At 46.4% G+C, this 14,045-nt stretch carries 16 protein-coding genes; all 16 read left to right on the top strand.

Annotated elements, in window-relative coordinates:
* The first annotated feature begins 57 nt into the window (after positions 1–57).
* The 16 genes from ADU22_RS21285 to ADU22_RS21210 all read left to right on the top strand — a co-directional run bounded on the left by ADU22_RS21285 (position 58) and on the right by ADU22_RS21210 (position 14,032).
* Complete coding sequence (locus ADU22_RS21285) at positions 58–1,113, top strand: NAD(P)H-dependent glycerol-3-phosphate dehydrogenase (protein ID WP_053363966.1); 1,056 nt, start codon at positions 58–60, stop codon at positions 1,111–1,113.
* 258 nt (positions 1,114–1,371) lie between these two features.
* Positions 1,372–1,572 carry a DUF2768 domain-containing protein gene (locus ADU22_RS21280; RefSeq protein ID WP_053363965.1) on the top strand — a complete coding sequence of 67 codons (201 nt, stop codon included), beginning with the start codon at positions 1,372–1,374 and terminating at the stop codon, positions 1,570–1,572.
* A 38-nt stretch (positions 1,573–1,610) separates the two neighbouring features.
* Complete coding sequence (locus ADU22_RS21275) at positions 1,611–2,318, top strand: YphF family lipoprotein (protein WP_053363964.1); 708 nt, start codon at positions 1,611–1,613, stop codon at positions 2,316–2,318.
* 208 nt (positions 2,319–2,526) lie between these two features.
* Positions 2,527–4,005, top strand: a complete 1,479-nt coding sequence (gene spoIVA / locus ADU22_RS21270) for a stage IV sporulation protein A (protein ID WP_053363963.1) — start codon at positions 2,527–2,529, stop codon at positions 4,003–4,005.
* A 377-nt stretch (positions 4,006–4,382) separates the two neighbouring features.
* Positions 4,383–4,655, top strand: coding sequence for a non-specific DNA-binding protein Hbs (hbs, locus tag ADU22_RS21265; RefSeq protein WP_046524150.1), 273 nt, complete (start codon positions 4,383–4,385; stop codon positions 4,653–4,655).
* Between the two features lie 234 nt (positions 4,656–4,889).
* The gene (gene folE / locus ADU22_RS21260; protein ID WP_046524151.1) at positions 4,890–5,456 is read left to right on the top strand and encodes a GTP cyclohydrolase I FolE; all 567 of its coding nucleotides are present in this window, start codon (positions 4,890–4,892) and stop codon (positions 5,454–5,456) included.
* A 14-nt stretch (positions 5,457–5,470) separates the two neighbouring features.
* Positions 5,471–5,704, top strand: coding sequence for a trp RNA-binding attenuation protein MtrB (gene mtrB, locus ADU22_RS21255; protein ID WP_046524152.1), 234 nt, complete (start codon positions 5,471–5,473; stop codon positions 5,702–5,704).
* Between the two features lie 209 nt (positions 5,705–5,913).
* Complete coding sequence (locus tag ADU22_RS21250; RefSeq protein WP_231687926.1) at positions 5,914–6,747, top strand: heptaprenyl diphosphate synthase component 1; 834 nt, start codon at positions 5,914–5,916, stop codon at positions 6,745–6,747.
* A gap of 2 nt (positions 6,748–6,749) precedes the next feature.
* Entirely contained in the window at positions 6,750–7,454 is a 705-nt protein-coding gene (locus ADU22_RS21245; protein ID WP_053363961.1) for a demethylmenaquinone methyltransferase, read from the top strand.
* A 15-nt stretch (positions 7,455–7,469) separates the two neighbouring features.
* On the top strand, positions 7,470–8,432 hold the full coding sequence (hepT, locus tag ADU22_RS21240; protein WP_053363960.1) for a heptaprenyl diphosphate synthase component II: 963 nt from the start codon (positions 7,470–7,472) through the stop codon (positions 8,430–8,432).
* A 91-nt stretch (positions 8,433–8,523) separates the two neighbouring features.
* Positions 8,524–8,970 (top strand): nucleoside-diphosphate kinase, encoded by a 447-nt coding sequence (gene ndk / locus ADU22_RS21235; protein WP_053363959.1) that lies wholly within the window; start codon positions 8,524–8,526, stop codon positions 8,968–8,970.
* A 153-nt stretch (positions 8,971–9,123) separates the two neighbouring features.
* Positions 9,124–10,296 (top strand): chorismate synthase, encoded by a 1,173-nt coding sequence (aroC, locus tag ADU22_RS21230; protein WP_053363958.1) that lies wholly within the window; start codon positions 9,124–9,126, stop codon positions 10,294–10,296.
* Complete coding sequence (aroB, locus tag ADU22_RS21225; RefSeq protein ID WP_053363957.1) at positions 10,296–11,366, top strand: 3-dehydroquinate synthase; 1,071 nt, start codon at positions 10,296–10,298, stop codon at positions 11,364–11,366. The genes aroC and aroB overlap by 1 nt, the downstream gene beginning before the upstream one ends.
* Positions 11,367–11,385: 19 nt before the next feature.
* Positions 11,386–11,751, top strand: a complete 366-nt coding sequence (gene aroH / locus ADU22_RS21220) for a chorismate mutase (RefSeq protein ID WP_053363956.1) — start codon at positions 11,386–11,388, stop codon at positions 11,749–11,751.
* Positions 11,752–11,816: 65 nt separating this feature from the next.
* Entirely contained in the window at positions 11,817–12,917 is a 1,101-nt protein-coding gene (gene hisC / locus ADU22_RS21215) for a histidinol-phosphate transaminase (RefSeq protein WP_053363955.1), read from the top strand.
* 11 nt (positions 12,918–12,928) lie between these two features.
* A complete protein-coding gene (locus ADU22_RS21210) occupies positions 12,929–14,032 on the top strand; it encodes a prephenate dehydrogenase (RefSeq protein WP_053363954.1) in 1,104 nt (367 codons plus the stop codon).
* Positions 14,033–14,045 lie beyond the last annotated feature (13 nt).

Genomic DNA, 14,045 nt, shown 5'->3' with positions numbered 1-14,045 from the left:
TGAAAGGGCAGGGTCCTGTTGATATAGGTTCACTTTTAAAAAAGGGGTTGTGATGAATTGGAGCAGAAAAAGAATGCAGTAGCGGTTGTAGGAGCGGGAAGCTGGGGTACAGCGCTGGCGATGGTTTTGGCTGATAATGGCTGTGAAACAAGGCTGTGGAGCCATAATCCCGAGCAGGTAAAAGAAATCAACCAATCACATACCAACGAAAAATATCTTCCCGGGATCACCATTCCCGAATTGGTAACGGGGTATGATGATTTACAGGACGCGCTTAACGGGATACAAACCATCATCTTGTCGGTTCCCACGAAAGCAATCAGGGAGGTTTTGGCAAAAATAGCTCAATTCCAAAGAGCCCCCCTGGTCATTGTGCATGTCAGCAAAGGGATTGAGCCTGATACTCTCCTTCGGATTTCGGAGATGATTGAACAAGAGCTGCCTTCGGAACTTATCCGGGATGTTGTCGTGCTCTCCGGACCGAGCCATGCGGAGGAAGTCAGTCTGAGACATCCAACGACAGTTACGGTGTCATCAAGAAATATGGAGGCTGCCGAGAGGGTCCAGGATTTATTTATTAACCAGAACTTTAGGGTATATACCAATCCGGATTTGATCGGAGTGGAGATTGGCGGTGCACTCAAGAACATTATTGCTCTTGCGGCCGGGATATCTGACGGGCTGGGATATGGAGACAATGCGAAGGCAGCCCTTATTACAAGGGGGCTGGCTGAAATAGCCCGCCTTGGCGTGAAAATGGGAGCGAGTCCCTTAACCTTTTCGGGCCTGACCGGGATTGGAGACCTGATCGTTACCTGCACATCTGTCCATTCCCGAAACTGGAGGGCGGGCAATATGCTGGGAAAAGGAAGGAACCTTGAGGAAGTGCTGGATGAAATGGGCATGGTCGTTGAAGGAGTCAGGACCACCAAGGCTGCCCATCAGCTTGCCAGAAAGTATGATGTGAAGATGCCTATTACGGATGCCTTGCATGACGTCCTGTTTGGCGGGGTCGACCCTAAAGATGCAGTGGATGGCTTGATGACACGGCGGAGGACACATGAGATGGAAGACCTTGCCGATATTTTAAGCGAACGGTCGGAACATTTATAGAATAAATTGATAAATATAGGCATTCGATGATGCGATTCCCACGCTGAATGCATACAATGCATCGAAGCAACTGGTGGTTTGAACCGGGTGTATGGGTTATTTAGTCATTTTGGACTGAGGTTAAAGAGTCAGCCCCCTCTTTACCTCAGTTTTTTTGTTGCCCGGCATATCCCCTAAATGGGCGATATGCTTATGTAAGCATACCTTGGCGCCGGGGAAATATGTTATAATGTTTTTCGGAAAAGGGGAGTGGTTATCTTGTCACCAGCTTTAATGAAAATGTGGGTTTCTTTCGCAGGGATGGGCTTTATGTTCCTGTCGCTTATTTCATTGTATTTMAGCCGTTATAAACTAAAGGGTTTTTTTAAGGCGGTAACAGCTTTAATTGCGTATGTCCTGATGATAGCGGCAGGCCTCATTATCTTCCTGGTTGTCTTTAGCGGTCCAACCATTGGATAATCTATCATTTCCAAACGAAAACGAGGGTCGAATATAAAATGAACAAACTAGTGAACATGCTTCCTGTTATCATCCTTGTATTGCTGTTGTCCGGGTGTATGTATCCCGCTGAAAACCTTGCCAAAAACCAGATTCCATACGAAGATCAGATTGCTTCGGTCCAATCGGCTGTTGAAAATTTCCAAGCTGACAATGGCGGCATCCTTCCAATTAAGACCAAGGATGCTGAAACCCCTATTTATCAGAAATACCTCGTGGACTTTCAGAAAGTGGTTCCGCGATATCTGCCTGATGTCCCGGGAAACGCTTTCGAAAATGGGGGGATTTTCCAATACGTATTGATTGATGTTGAAACAGAACCGAAGGTGAAACTTTTTGATTTGCGGATGGCAGAAACAATCAGGGATATTAAGCTCAGGATCAGGATGCAGGAATATCCGCCTTTTAAGGAGCAAATCTCGGGGGAGGTCTTCAGCCTGGATTATAAAGAACTTGGGTTTTCCGAGGAGCCGGCCGCCCAAAGTCCCTTTACTGGCCAAAACCTTCCTTATGTGATTACCGGGGACGGTGAAATTTATGTGGATTATCGAAGCGACCTTTATCAATTGTTGAAAAAAGGATACGAGGTAGATGATGGTGAGGATATCCGTCATATTCTCAGTGATAATTCCAATTTTGTTCCCGCCTACTCGCTTCCTTATACAATCGATCCTTCCAGCGGCGAACCAATCTTTTTAGAGAAATAGGCATAACCCTTCTTCTGCAAAATATATTGTGGAAGAAGGGTTTTTTGCCTTCAGGAGTACTAGTGGGAAAGAGCCACGAGGCGGAAGCCCGGTAAAAGCGTTAAAAAATAAAAAAATGTCATATTGCCATAGGACAACATCATAAATATATATTGTCCTAGATATTATGATATTTTTCCCACTAACTCTATGATCGGGAGGGGATCACTTGGAAAAGGTAGATATTTTTAAAGATATTGCCGAGCGGACAGGCGGCGATATATACCTTGGGGTTGTCGGTGCAGTAAGGACGGGCAAGTCCACTTTCATCAAGAAATTCATGGAGCTTGTTGTTTTACCGAATATAGACAATGAAGCCGAAAGGGCCCGCTGCCAGGATGAATTGCCGCAGAGTGCTGCAGGCAAGACCATCATGACAACTGAACCAAAATTTGTCCCCAATCAGGCGGCATCCATTCACGTCGACGAAGGGCTGGATGTTAACATCAGGCTTGTTGATTGTGTCGGATACACTGTTCCGGGAGCAAAGGGCTATGAGGATGAAAATGGTCCAAGGATGATTACCACACCTTGGTATGAGGAGCCGATTCCTTTTCATGAAGCAGCTGAAATTGGCACCCGAAAGGTCATCCAGGAACATTCAACCATAGGCGTTGTCATAACCTCAGACGGTACAATTGGAGATATCCCAAGGCTGGACTATATTGAAGCCGAAGAGCGGGTAATCGAGGAATTAAAAGAAGTCGGTAAGCCGTTCATTATGGTTGTAAACAGTGCGCAGCCACATCACCCCAATACGGAAACGCTTAGAGGGCAATTGGCAGAGAAATATGATATTCCCGTTATTTCCATGAGTGTAGAAAGCATGCGGGAGTCTGATGTTTTAAATGTTCTCCGTGAAGCCCTTTATGAGTTCCCTGTCCTGGAAGTCAATGTTAACCTTCCGAGCTGGGTTATGGTATTAAGAGAGGACCACTGGCTGCGAGAGAGCTATCAGGAAGCTGTTAAAGAGACTGTAAAGGATATAAAAAGGCTGAGGGATGTTGACAGGGTGGTCCAGCAATTCAGTGATTTTGAGTTCATTGACCGGGCGGGCCTGGCTGGAATCGAAATGGGCCAGGGAGTGGCTGAAATTGATTTATTCGCCCCGGATGATCTTTATGATGATATTCTCAAGGAAATTGTCGGGGTCGAGATCCGGGGTAAAGATCACCTGCTTGAGCTTATGCAGGATTTTGCTTTTGCAAAGGCGGAGTATGACCAGGTTGCCGACGCCCTGAAAATGGTCAAACAGACAGGGTATGGAATCGCTTCTCCCTCACTTGCCGACATGAGCCTGGAAGAACCCGAGATTATCAGGCAGGGATCCAGATTTGGTGTTCGCCTGAAGGCGGTCGCTCCATCCATCCATATGATCAAGGTAGATGTAGAATCGGAGTTCTCGCCAATAATTGGAACCGAAAAGCAAAGTGAAGAGCTGGTTCGATACTTGATGCAGGATTTTGAAGAAGATCCGCTATCCATTTGGAATTCGGACATTTTTGGTCGAAGCTTGAGCTCGATTGTTCGGGAAGGGATTTCGGCAAAGCTCTCTCTGATGCCGGAAAATGCCCGCTACAAATTGAAAGAAACATTGGAGAGAATCATCAATGAGGGCTCAGGCGGGCTGATTGCCATCATTTTATAAAAGTTTTCAGACTCCGAAATGGAGTCTTTTTGTCGTTACGGGGGTTTAAAACAGCTAAAGCGGGGTAGAAATGGAGGACGGCATCGATCAGGATGGAAAATGAGTAAAGATTCCCCATTATTTAAGGAATATGTCTTGATAAGGATAATTGATTGTGATAATCTTTTAACAGAATTACGTTGCAGGCCTCAAACCCTTGTTGTAACTGGGTTTTTAGAGGAAAAACCGCCTTTGGGAGAGCAAACGTTCCCATTGGAGGGCCCGTTTTCAAAAAAATGGTATTGCAATGTATAGAATTCCACAGATTTGTTTAGAAAGGTAATAACTTTATTAATTTTCTGAGCAATTAACGGAATTTTTGGGAGGAGGTGAATGGCATGAACAAAACAGAACTAATCAATGCAGTTGCAGAAGCTGGAGAACTTTCCAAAAAGGACGCGACAAAAGCGGTTGACGCTGTTTTTGATTCTATCTTAAATGCTTTGGCAAATGGTGAAAAGGTACAGCTAATCGGTTTTGGTAACTTCGAAGTTCGTGAGCGCGCTGCCCGTAAAGGACGCAACCCTCAAACTGGTGATGAAATCGAAATCTCTGCAAGCAAGGTGCCTGCTTTCAAACCAGGCAAGGCCCTTAAGGATGCAGTGAAATAATGAATCTACATAGATGCACAGCTGTGCATACTTGAGAAAAGGCCGCAAAGCAAGCGGCCTTTTTAATTTTCCTGATTTCGGCAAAGTCCATATTATTTTGCCTGCATCGAAATAGTTATGCTAATATGGAAATGTTATTATCAAATAACATATGGAATTCAACTTATATTCAGTGGGAAAAATGGTCCTGCTGACGGAGTTTCACTTTATATAGATGCTTAGGAGGAAATGGAATTGGCCAAAGTGAATCATGCCCAAATCGAAGAAGGAGTCCGCTTAATACTTGAAGCAGTGGGAGAGGATCCAAATCGCGAAGGGCTTCTTGATACACCTAAACGTGTTGCAAGGATGTATGAGGAAGTTTTTGCGGGCTTAAATCAGGATCCGCAGGAATATTTTGAAACTATTTTTGGGGAAGACCATGAAGAGGTTGTCCTCGTCAAGGATATCCCTTTCTATTCCATGTGCGAACATCACCTCGTGCCATTCTTTGGAAAAGCCCATGTTGCCTACATTCCAAAAGGGGGCAAGGTGACAGGCCTCAGCAAATTGGCGAGGGCAGTGGAGGCCGTTGCCAAACGTCCGCAGCTCCAGGAAAGGATCACTTCCAGCATTGCCAATGCCATCATGGAAAAACTCCAGCCACATGGGGTGATGGTAGTGGTGGAAGCTGAACATATGTGCATGACCATGAGAGGCGTAAAAAAGCCGGGCAGCAAGACCGTCACTTCCGCTGTAAGGGGAACGCTTGCTGAAGATGTGAATGCACGCGCCGAAATTCTTGCGCTGATCAAAGACTAAAGGAGGAAGCAAACATGGAGAAGAAGCCTGTTCCGGGTGCTGATTATATTGTCATTAAAGCGATTGAGGACGGAGTCAATGTAATCGGGCTGACGAGGGGGTCGGACACCAGGTTCCACCACTCCGAAAAGCTCGATCAGGGAGAGGTCATGATTGCCCAGTTCACCGAGCATACCTCTGCCATAAAAATCCGCGGCAACGCCAAAATCATAACCTCGTATGGAGAGGTTAACAGCGAGAAAAAATAAGCCTTCCCGGATATTCGAACAATTTTGTTACAATTCAAACAGCCACACAGCAAGATACGGGATTAATTTTCATTTCGTCCCCAAGAAAAAGTCAATTTATGATATAATGGTCACTGCTTTGGATAGTGCATCAAGTAATATTTAACTTACCTGATGGTATCGTGTGGTTATCGCAGCCTTGACTATTCAATCGAACTTCAGGGACAAGGGTGATTCATTTGCAGGACTTCCAGATTAAAATAGCGCATGTAATGGAACAGCTCAATAAAAGCCTGTTTCATCCATATTTACGAGAGAATATAGAAGCTCCAGTGATTGATGATGACAAGGTATTGCTGCTTGTTTCACTTCTGGATGGGCTTGGGATGAATGAAAAGGAGATCGTTCATTACAGTGTGACGACCATGCTTTTGCAAATTGCCCTCGATACCCACGAACACGTCAAAAACTCCAGTCCTGCAGAGGATCCGCCAAGTTTGAAAAAACGGCAGTTAACCGTATTGGCCGGGACGTATTACAGCGGCCTGTTTTATAAACAGCTTGCCGAAACGGGTGATATTGAGCTGATCACAAACCTTGCTGCAGGCGTAAAAGAAGTCAATGAGCATAAAATTTCCGTTTATCATAAAGATTCAGAAGCAATCGATGTGCTGATGAATAGTGTGAAGCTGATCGAATCATCCCTGGTKGGCAAGATTGCAGACACCTTTGGCGCACATGCCTGGAGGGAGTTTGCCGTCAACCTGCTGTTTGTAAAAAGGATGATTCGGGAAGAGCAACATTTTTTGCAGACCGGAACATCAGTCTTTTTCGAGACTTTAAAGAAGCTGGCATTCCCTAAACATCATCCATCCGCCAGAATATCTTCCGAACAGCAGAAATATCTGCTCTCCATTTGTGAAAGGTATGTCGATTTTTCAATCAGCCTAATCGAATCGGGTATGCAGAAAATGCCGAAGATGAACAAGCAGATGCATCAGCGCCTCGGTGAAATTCTGGGACAGCATCAGTCCATATCAAAATTCACTTTGGAAGAAGGGTAAAAATGCAGCAGTCAAAGGAAGAACGCGTGCACGGAGTCTTTGAAAAAATCTATGAAAACTATGACCAGATGAATTCTGTCATCAGTTTCAAGCAGCATATCAGATGGCGCAAGGACACAATGAAAATGATGAACGTCCAGAAAGGGCAGCACGCTCTTGATGTATGCTGTGGAACAGGTGATTGGACAATCGCGCTTGCGGAAGCAGCAGGTCCTCAGGGAAGGGTTGCCGGCCTTGATTTTAGCAGGAACATGCTGAAGATTGGGGAGCAAAAAGTTAAGCAGAAGCAGTTGGACCAGGTCACCCTGATCCACGGCAATGCAATGGAGCTGCCTTTTGAAGATAATAGTTTCGACTATGTAACAATAGGCTTTGGCCTGCGGAACGTTCCTGACTACAAGCAGGTTTTAAAAGAAATGAATCGTGTCCTGAAGCCTGGGGGAATGGCTGTATGCCTTGAAACCTCCCAGCCGGAAATGATTGGGTTTAAGCAGATATACCGTTTGTATTTCCGGTTTATCATGCCGCTATTTGGAAAGGTCTTTGCCAAGAGCTACAAGGAATACTCATGGCTCCAGGAATCTGCCCGTGATTTTCCTGGAATGAAGGAGCTCGCCAGGATGTTTGAGGAGGCAGGCTTCGACAATGTCAGATACAAGGCATACAGCGGCGGAGTGGCGGCTGTACATATAGGCCATAAAAAATAGTGCTGGGTGGATTCAATGAAACTTAAGATGATGTATTCTTACTTAAATTCTGATATCAATTTGATAGAGAGCCAGCTGGAGGCTACCATTGAAGCAGAGTCCCCGCTTCTTCGCCAGGCTTCCCTGCATACACTCCGGGCAGGAGGAAAGAGGATCCGCCCTGTGTTTGTGCTGCTCGGCGGTAAATTTGGGGATTATGATATCGAAGAAATAAAAAATGTAGCTGTTCCGCTTGAACTGATACACATGGCTTCGCTCGTACATGATGATGTCATAGATGATGCTGAGCTGCGCCGCGGCCAGCCGACCATAAAAGCCAAATGGGATAACCGAATCGCCATGTATACAGGCGATTATATTTTTGCCAGGGCACTAGAATTAATTGGCGAAGTGAAAAATCCATTGGCACACCAAATATTATCAAATTCGATTGTCCAGCTTTCCGTTGGAGAAATTGAACAAATAAAAGACAAATATATATTTGACCAGAATCTAAGGGACTATCTTCGCAGGATTAGGCGCAAGACTGCCCTGCTGATTGCGGCCTCCTGCCAGCTCGGGGCTGTCGTTTCCGGAGTGGAAGAGCGGGTACACAGGAATTTGTATCGTTTTGGCTATTACGTAGGTATGAGCTTCCAGATTACAGATGATGTCCTTGATTTTACAGGCACTGAACAGGAGCTTGGGAAGCCCGCAGGAGGGGACTTGGTTCAGGGGAACATTACCCTTCCGGTGCTCTATGCAATGAGGGACAGGAAGCTTCGGTCAAAAATTGAAAATGTACATGAACATATGCAGCAGGCAGATGTTGACGAGCTGATTTCGATGATTAAGGAATCAGGTGCCATTGAAAAATCATTGGCTGTCAGCGATCGGTATCTGGAAAAAGCTCTTTCAATCCTGGATGAACTCCCACAAAACCGCGCAAAGAAAACCTTGCGTGATATAGCGAAATTTATTGGCAAACGAAAATATTAGCAAGTTGCTAAGTTTTCAAATAAATGATACTATTTTAGAGGCTGCAGCATTAACAGCCTGCCATACATATGATTTTTTGGGAGTGGAATTTATGGAGAAAACATTTTTAATGGTCAAACCCGATGGTGTCCAGCGCAATGTGATCGGCGAGATTGTATCCCGTTTTGAAAGAAAGGGTTTCCAACTCGTAGGGGCAAAATTGATGAGCATTCCTGCGGAGCTGGCTGAACAGCATTATGGCGAGCACAAGGAGCGTCCTTTTTTTGGTGAACTGGTTGAATTTATTACCTCCGGGCCAGTATTCGCAATGGTATGGCAAGGAGAAAATGTCATTGCCACCGCGCGCCAGATGATGGGTGCGACGAATCCTAAAGATGCAGCACCCGCAACAATCCGCGGGGACTTTGGCCTGACAGTTGGAAAGAACATTATTCACGGCTCGGATTCTCCTGAAAGCGCTGTCCGGGAAATCGGCTTGTTTTTCAAAGAGGAAGAACTTGTAGAGTATACAAAGTTAATGAATGAGTGGGCATACTAATCAGTAAGGCTTCTGCTGCCAAGCAGAAGCTTTTTTTTTATAGCGAGGACTCCGTCGTCCCACTTTCGTAATTTTTAAATTTTTGCTATTTTTATTTAGAAGCGTATGATATATTGGTACATAATCCTTTAATGAGTTGAAGGGAGAAAGAATATGAGATATTTAACAGCAGGCGAATCACATGGCCCGCAGCTTACCACCATTATTGAGGGGCTGCCAGCCGGAATGCCACTAACAGAAGAAGATATTAACATGGAACTTGCCAGGCGCCAGAAGGGTCATGGCCGCGGCAGAAGAATGCAAATCGAGAAGGATGCGGTCCAGATCATGGGAGGCATCCGCCATGGATACACCATTGGTTCCCCGGTTGCCCTTGTCGTCGAAAACAAGGATTGGACGCACTGGACCAAAATCATGGGCCAGGCTCCGCTGGATTCCGAGGCATCGGAAGAAGTCAAACGCAAGATAACACGTGCACGCCCCGGGCATGCCGATTTAAACGGCGCCCTAAAATATGGACACCGGGATATGAGGAATGTGCTCGAGCGTTCATCTGCCCGGGAAACGACCGTAAGGGTTGCTGCAGGCGCAGCAGCCAAAAAGCTGCTAAGCCTTCTGGGCATTGAAATTGCCTGCCATGTCAAGGAAATTGGCGGAATCGCAGCGGCGGAAGCAAATTATGCCTCATTGGCAGAATTAAAAGAAAAAACCGAAGCTTCTCCTGTTCGCACATTTGATCCTGACGCCGAAAAAAAGATGATGGCCGCGATTGATGAAGCAAAAAAGAATGGGGATTCCATCGGCGGAATCGTTGAAGTCATTGTAGAAGGCATGCCTGCCGGAGTTGGCAGCTATGTACACTATGACCGCAAGCTTGATTCCAAGCTTGCAGGGGCAATGGTGAGCATTAATGCCTTCAAGGGTGTAGAGTTTGGCATCGGCTTTGAAGCTGCGCGCAAGCCAGGCAGTGAGGTCCATGACGAAATCCTCTGGGATGCAGAGAGAGGGTATTATCGCAGGACGAACCGCCTGGGAGGGTTCGAGGGCGGCATGACCACTGGGATGCCAATCGTGGTTAGAGGAGTAATGAAACCTATCCCGACCTTGTATAAGCCCCTGCAGAGCGTAGATATTGATACCAAAGAGCCTTATGCCGCAAGTATTGAGAGGTCTGACAGCTGTGCAGTTCCCGCGGCCGCCGTGGTTGCGGAGAGTGTAATTGCCTGGGAACTTGCTGCTGCCATTCTGGAGCAATTCCCTGCTGACAGGATGGACGCGCTAATTCAATCCGTTGAAGATCAGCGCCGGTACGCGAGGGAGTTTTAATGGAAACCATCGAAATCTCAGCAGGGAAGAAAACTTACCCCGTTCATATCGGGCATGGGGTTTCCCGCTCCTTGGCGGGAATCCTGGAAAAAAAGTATCCAAATCTTACTTCCATCATGATCATTACGGATGAAACAGTCGGAAAGCTGTATCTTGAGGAATTGAACCAAATCCTTGATAAGCCTTCCGTCTGCACGAAGGTTGTCCCGGCAGGGGAAAAGGCAAAAACCTTCGCTGTCTATCATGACTGTTTAAGCTTTGCATTGGAGAATAAACTTGACAGAAAATCGGTTGTTTTGGCATTTGGCGGGGGAGCAGTAGGAGACCTTGCAGGATTTGTCGCAGCCACCTTCATGAGGGGAATTCCATTCATCCAAATACCTACTACAATTCTCGCCCATGATAGTGCAGTGGGGGGGAAGGTCGCTATCAATCACCCTCTTGGGAAGAACATGATTGGTACCTTTTATCAGCCGGAAGCGGTCATTTATGATCTCGATTTTTTAAGGTCCCTGCCTCAAGGGGAAGTCCGCTCCGGGTTTTCGGAAGTAATCAAGCATGCCTTGATTAGTGACAGGGATTTCTATCATTCGCTCTATCACTCCATCAGGAACCTTGAAGAAATATCCCCGGAGGACCTGGCCAGGCATTTATCCTCAGGGATAAAGGTGAAAAGGGACATTGTCGGGCAGGATGAAAAAGAGTCAGGTGTACGGGCCTATTTAAACTTTGGCCACACGCTCGGACATGCGATAGAAGCAGAGTCTGGTTATGGCTCCATCACTCATGGTGAGGCCGTCGCCATAGGAATGGTATTTGCTCTTCGCCTTAGCATCCAGGTCCACTCGCTCCCATTTGATATCAAGGGCTTTGAGAACTGGCTCGAAGAATTGGGATATTCCACAAAACTGCCGGCGGGGCTTACACCTGACAGGCTTCTGGAACGAATGAAACAAGATAAGAAATCGCTGGGGCAGAAGGTGCGTTTTGTGCTGCTCAAGGATATCGGGCAGCCGGTGGTCCAACAACTTGACGATAACCTTTTGCTCAACAGCCTGAAAACTTTTTAATGCATGGGGGTGAACATAATTGATTAGAGGGGTAAGGGGAGCCATAACGGTTTCCGGCAATACGGAAGAAGAAATTGTAGCAGCTGCAGAAAGGCTTCTAAGAGAAGTTATTAGGGAAAACAGTATTTCTCCTGATTCGGTAGCTTCTGTATTGATATCTGTAACTCAGGATATAAATGCTGCCTTTCCTGCCAAGGCTCTTCGGAGGATAGACGGCTGGGTGTATGTCCCTGTAATGTGCGTGCAGGAAATTCCTGTTCCAGGTTCCCTGCCAATGTGCATCAGGGCGATGTTCCATGTGAATACCGATGCAGGACAGGACCAAATCAAACATATTTATCTTGAAGGAGCAAAAGTCCTTCGGCCGGATCTTCTGCAAAAATAAATTTGCTGTGACTAGTTCACTTCAACATGAACGATAGTACTAGAGAACCGAATGGGGTGGAAGAGATGAAATGGAAAAAACAAATTTTAGGGTTGAAGCCGTATCAGCCCGGCAGGACAATTCAGGAAGTAAAGGAACAATATGGCCTTAAGCAAATCACCAAGCTGGCATCCAATGAGAATCCTTTTGGCTGTTCGCCCGCAGCTGCGGATGCGATAGCTAAACATACTGCTTCTCTGGCTTTATATCCTGATGGGGCTGCAACCGAATTGCGCAAGGCTGTTGCCGGCCACCTGGAAATAAAGCTTGAACAGCTTATCTTTGGCAATGGTTCCGATGAGATTATTCAAATCATTTCAAGATCACTGCTTCAGCCGGGTGTTAATACGGTGATGGCAGCCCCGACCTTTCCGCAATACAAACATAACGCCGTCCTCGAGGGCAGTGAGATCAGGGAGGTACCTCTCAAGGGAGGGTACCATGATCTTGAGGCCATGGCAGAGGCCGTGGACGAAAATACGGCTGTGGTCTGGCTGTGTTCACCTAATAACCCCACAGGGACTTACATAAGCAGCGAGGACCTATCGGAATTCTTACAGAAGGTGCCCGGCGATGTCCTGGTCGTGCTGGATGAAGCTTATTATGAGTATGTCGATGCCGAAGATTATTATGATGCGCTTTCCTTAATTTCGGAATATAAAAATCTTATTGTGCTGCGGACATTCTCCAAAATATATGGATTGGCGAGCTTAAGGGTTGGATATGGCGCCGCTGATGCAAGCCTTATCCGGACGCTTGAGCCTGCAAGGGAGCCTTTTAATGTCAACACGCTTGCCCATGTTGCTGCAATATCGGCGATTCAGGACCAGGATTTCGTCCAGCGCTGTAAAAAAGCGAATCAGGAAGGCCTCCAGCAATTTTATACGTTCTGTGAGGAACATCAATTGGATTATTACCCATCTTCCGGAAATTTCATTCTGATTGATTTTGCCTGTGATGGAAATGAAGTCTTCCAGTTCCTCCTTGAAAGAGGTTTCATTGTGCGATCTGGAGCTGCGCTTGGGTTTCCGGCATCGGTCAGGGTTACAGTTGGTTCAATGGAACAGAATGCTGGCGTAATTCAATGCATGAAAGAATTTCTAGCCGCTAGAGCAGCGCTATCGTAGAAGGTGATTACTTGAAAGGCCGCATATTTGTCATCGGGCTGGGACTGATAGGTGGCTCCCTTGCTCTTTGCATCAAAGAAGAACATTCAGAAGCTGTAATTATCGGGTTCGACGTTAATGAAGAGCAGACAAGGCTTGCCAAAATGATCGGAGTCATTGATGAAGCCGCCGATAGTATCGAGGCAGAGGCGGCGACGGCGGATGTCATAATCATCGCGACTCCGGTAACTGTGGCCGAACAGGTAATAGATCTGCTCTCCAGCCTCCCTCTTAAAGAAGATGTCATTGTGACTGATACTGGGAGTACAAAAAAGACCATTACTGATAAAGCTTTCTGCCTGACGCAAAAAGGTATATGTTTTATTGGCGGTCATCCTATGGCAGGTTCCCATAAAAGCGGGGTGTCCGCAGCAAAAAAAATCCTGTTTGAAAATGCCTTCTATCTGCTTACTCCCAATGCAGCAACGTACGCAGGCGAAATAGAAACCCTCAAGAAATGGCTTCGGGGAACAAAGGCCAAATTCTTGACTGTCTCCCCTGACGAGCATGACTACCTGACTGGTGTTGTCAGCCATTTCCCTCATATTATTGCTGCTTCCCTTGTTCATCAGGCTGCGTCTGCCGAGAGCAGCTCCACTTTGATTGGGAGGCTCGCAGCGGGGGGCTTTAGGGATATTACCAGAATAGCTTCCAGCAGCCCGGCAATGTGGCGTGATATCCTGCTGCTGAACCGGCCAGTGCTGCTGGAGCTTCTGGAAGGATGGCAGCAGGAAATGAGCAAAGTCTCCAGGCTTCTGGAATCAGCCGCAGCCGAGGAAATCTTCAACTATTTCCAGACCGCGAAAGATTACCGTGATGGGCTGCCCACAAAGGAAAAAGGCGCCATACCTGCTTTTTATGATTTATTTGTGGATGTTCCCGACTACCCCGGGGTTGTTTCGGAAATAACCGGTTATCTTGCCAAGGAAGAAATCTCAATCACCAATATCCGGATCCTTGAAACCAGGGAAGAAGTGTACGGAGTATTGGTCATAAGTTTTCAAAGTGATGAAGACCGGGCAAGAGCGGAAAAATGTATTAAACATTATACGAATTTTGAAATGTCAATTGGATAATGACTGTAAAAGG

The sequence above is a fragment of the Bacillus sp. FJAT-27251 genome, from assembly GCF_001273925.1.
In the GTDB taxonomy this organism is placed as follows: domain Bacteria; phylum Bacillota; class Bacilli; order Bacillales; family Cytobacillaceae; genus Mesobacillus_B.
The sequence above is the reverse complement of the archived record's forward strand: the minus strand, read 5'-3'. Positions and strand labels throughout refer to the sequence as shown.

Excerpts from the sequence above, each read along its gene's own strand:
- ADU22_RS21275 (WP_053363964.1), top strand. The coding sequence starts at position 1,611 with ATGAACAAACTAGTGAACATGCTTCCTGTTATCATCCTTGTATTGCTG.
- hbs (WP_046524150.1), top strand. The coding sequence starts at position 4,383 with ATGAACAAAACAGAACTAATCAATGCAGTTGCAGAAGCTGGAGAACTT.
- mtrB (WP_046524152.1), top strand. The coding sequence starts at position 5,471 with ATGGAGAAGAAGCCTGTTCCGGGTGCTGATTATATTGTCATTAAAGCG.
- ADU22_RS21245 (WP_053363961.1), top strand. The coding sequence starts at position 6,750 with ATGCAGCAGTCAAAGGAAGAACGCGTGCACGGAGTCTTTGAAAAAATC.
- hepT (WP_053363960.1), top strand. The coding sequence starts at position 7,470 with ATGAAACTTAAGATGATGTATTCTTACTTAAATTCTGATATCAATTTG.
- ndk (WP_053363959.1), top strand. The coding sequence starts at position 8,524 with ATGGAGAAAACATTTTTAATGGTCAAACCCGATGGTGTCCAGCGCAAT.
- aroC (WP_053363958.1), top strand. The coding sequence starts at position 9,124 with ATGAGATATTTAACAGCAGGCGAATCACATGGCCCGCAGCTTACCACC.
- aroB (WP_053363957.1), top strand. The coding sequence starts at position 10,296 with ATGGAAACCATCGAAATCTCAGCAGGGAAGAAAACTTACCCCGTTCAT.
- hisC (WP_053363955.1), top strand. The coding sequence starts at position 11,817 with ATGAAATGGAAAAAACAAATTTTAGGGTTGAAGCCGTATCAGCCCGGC.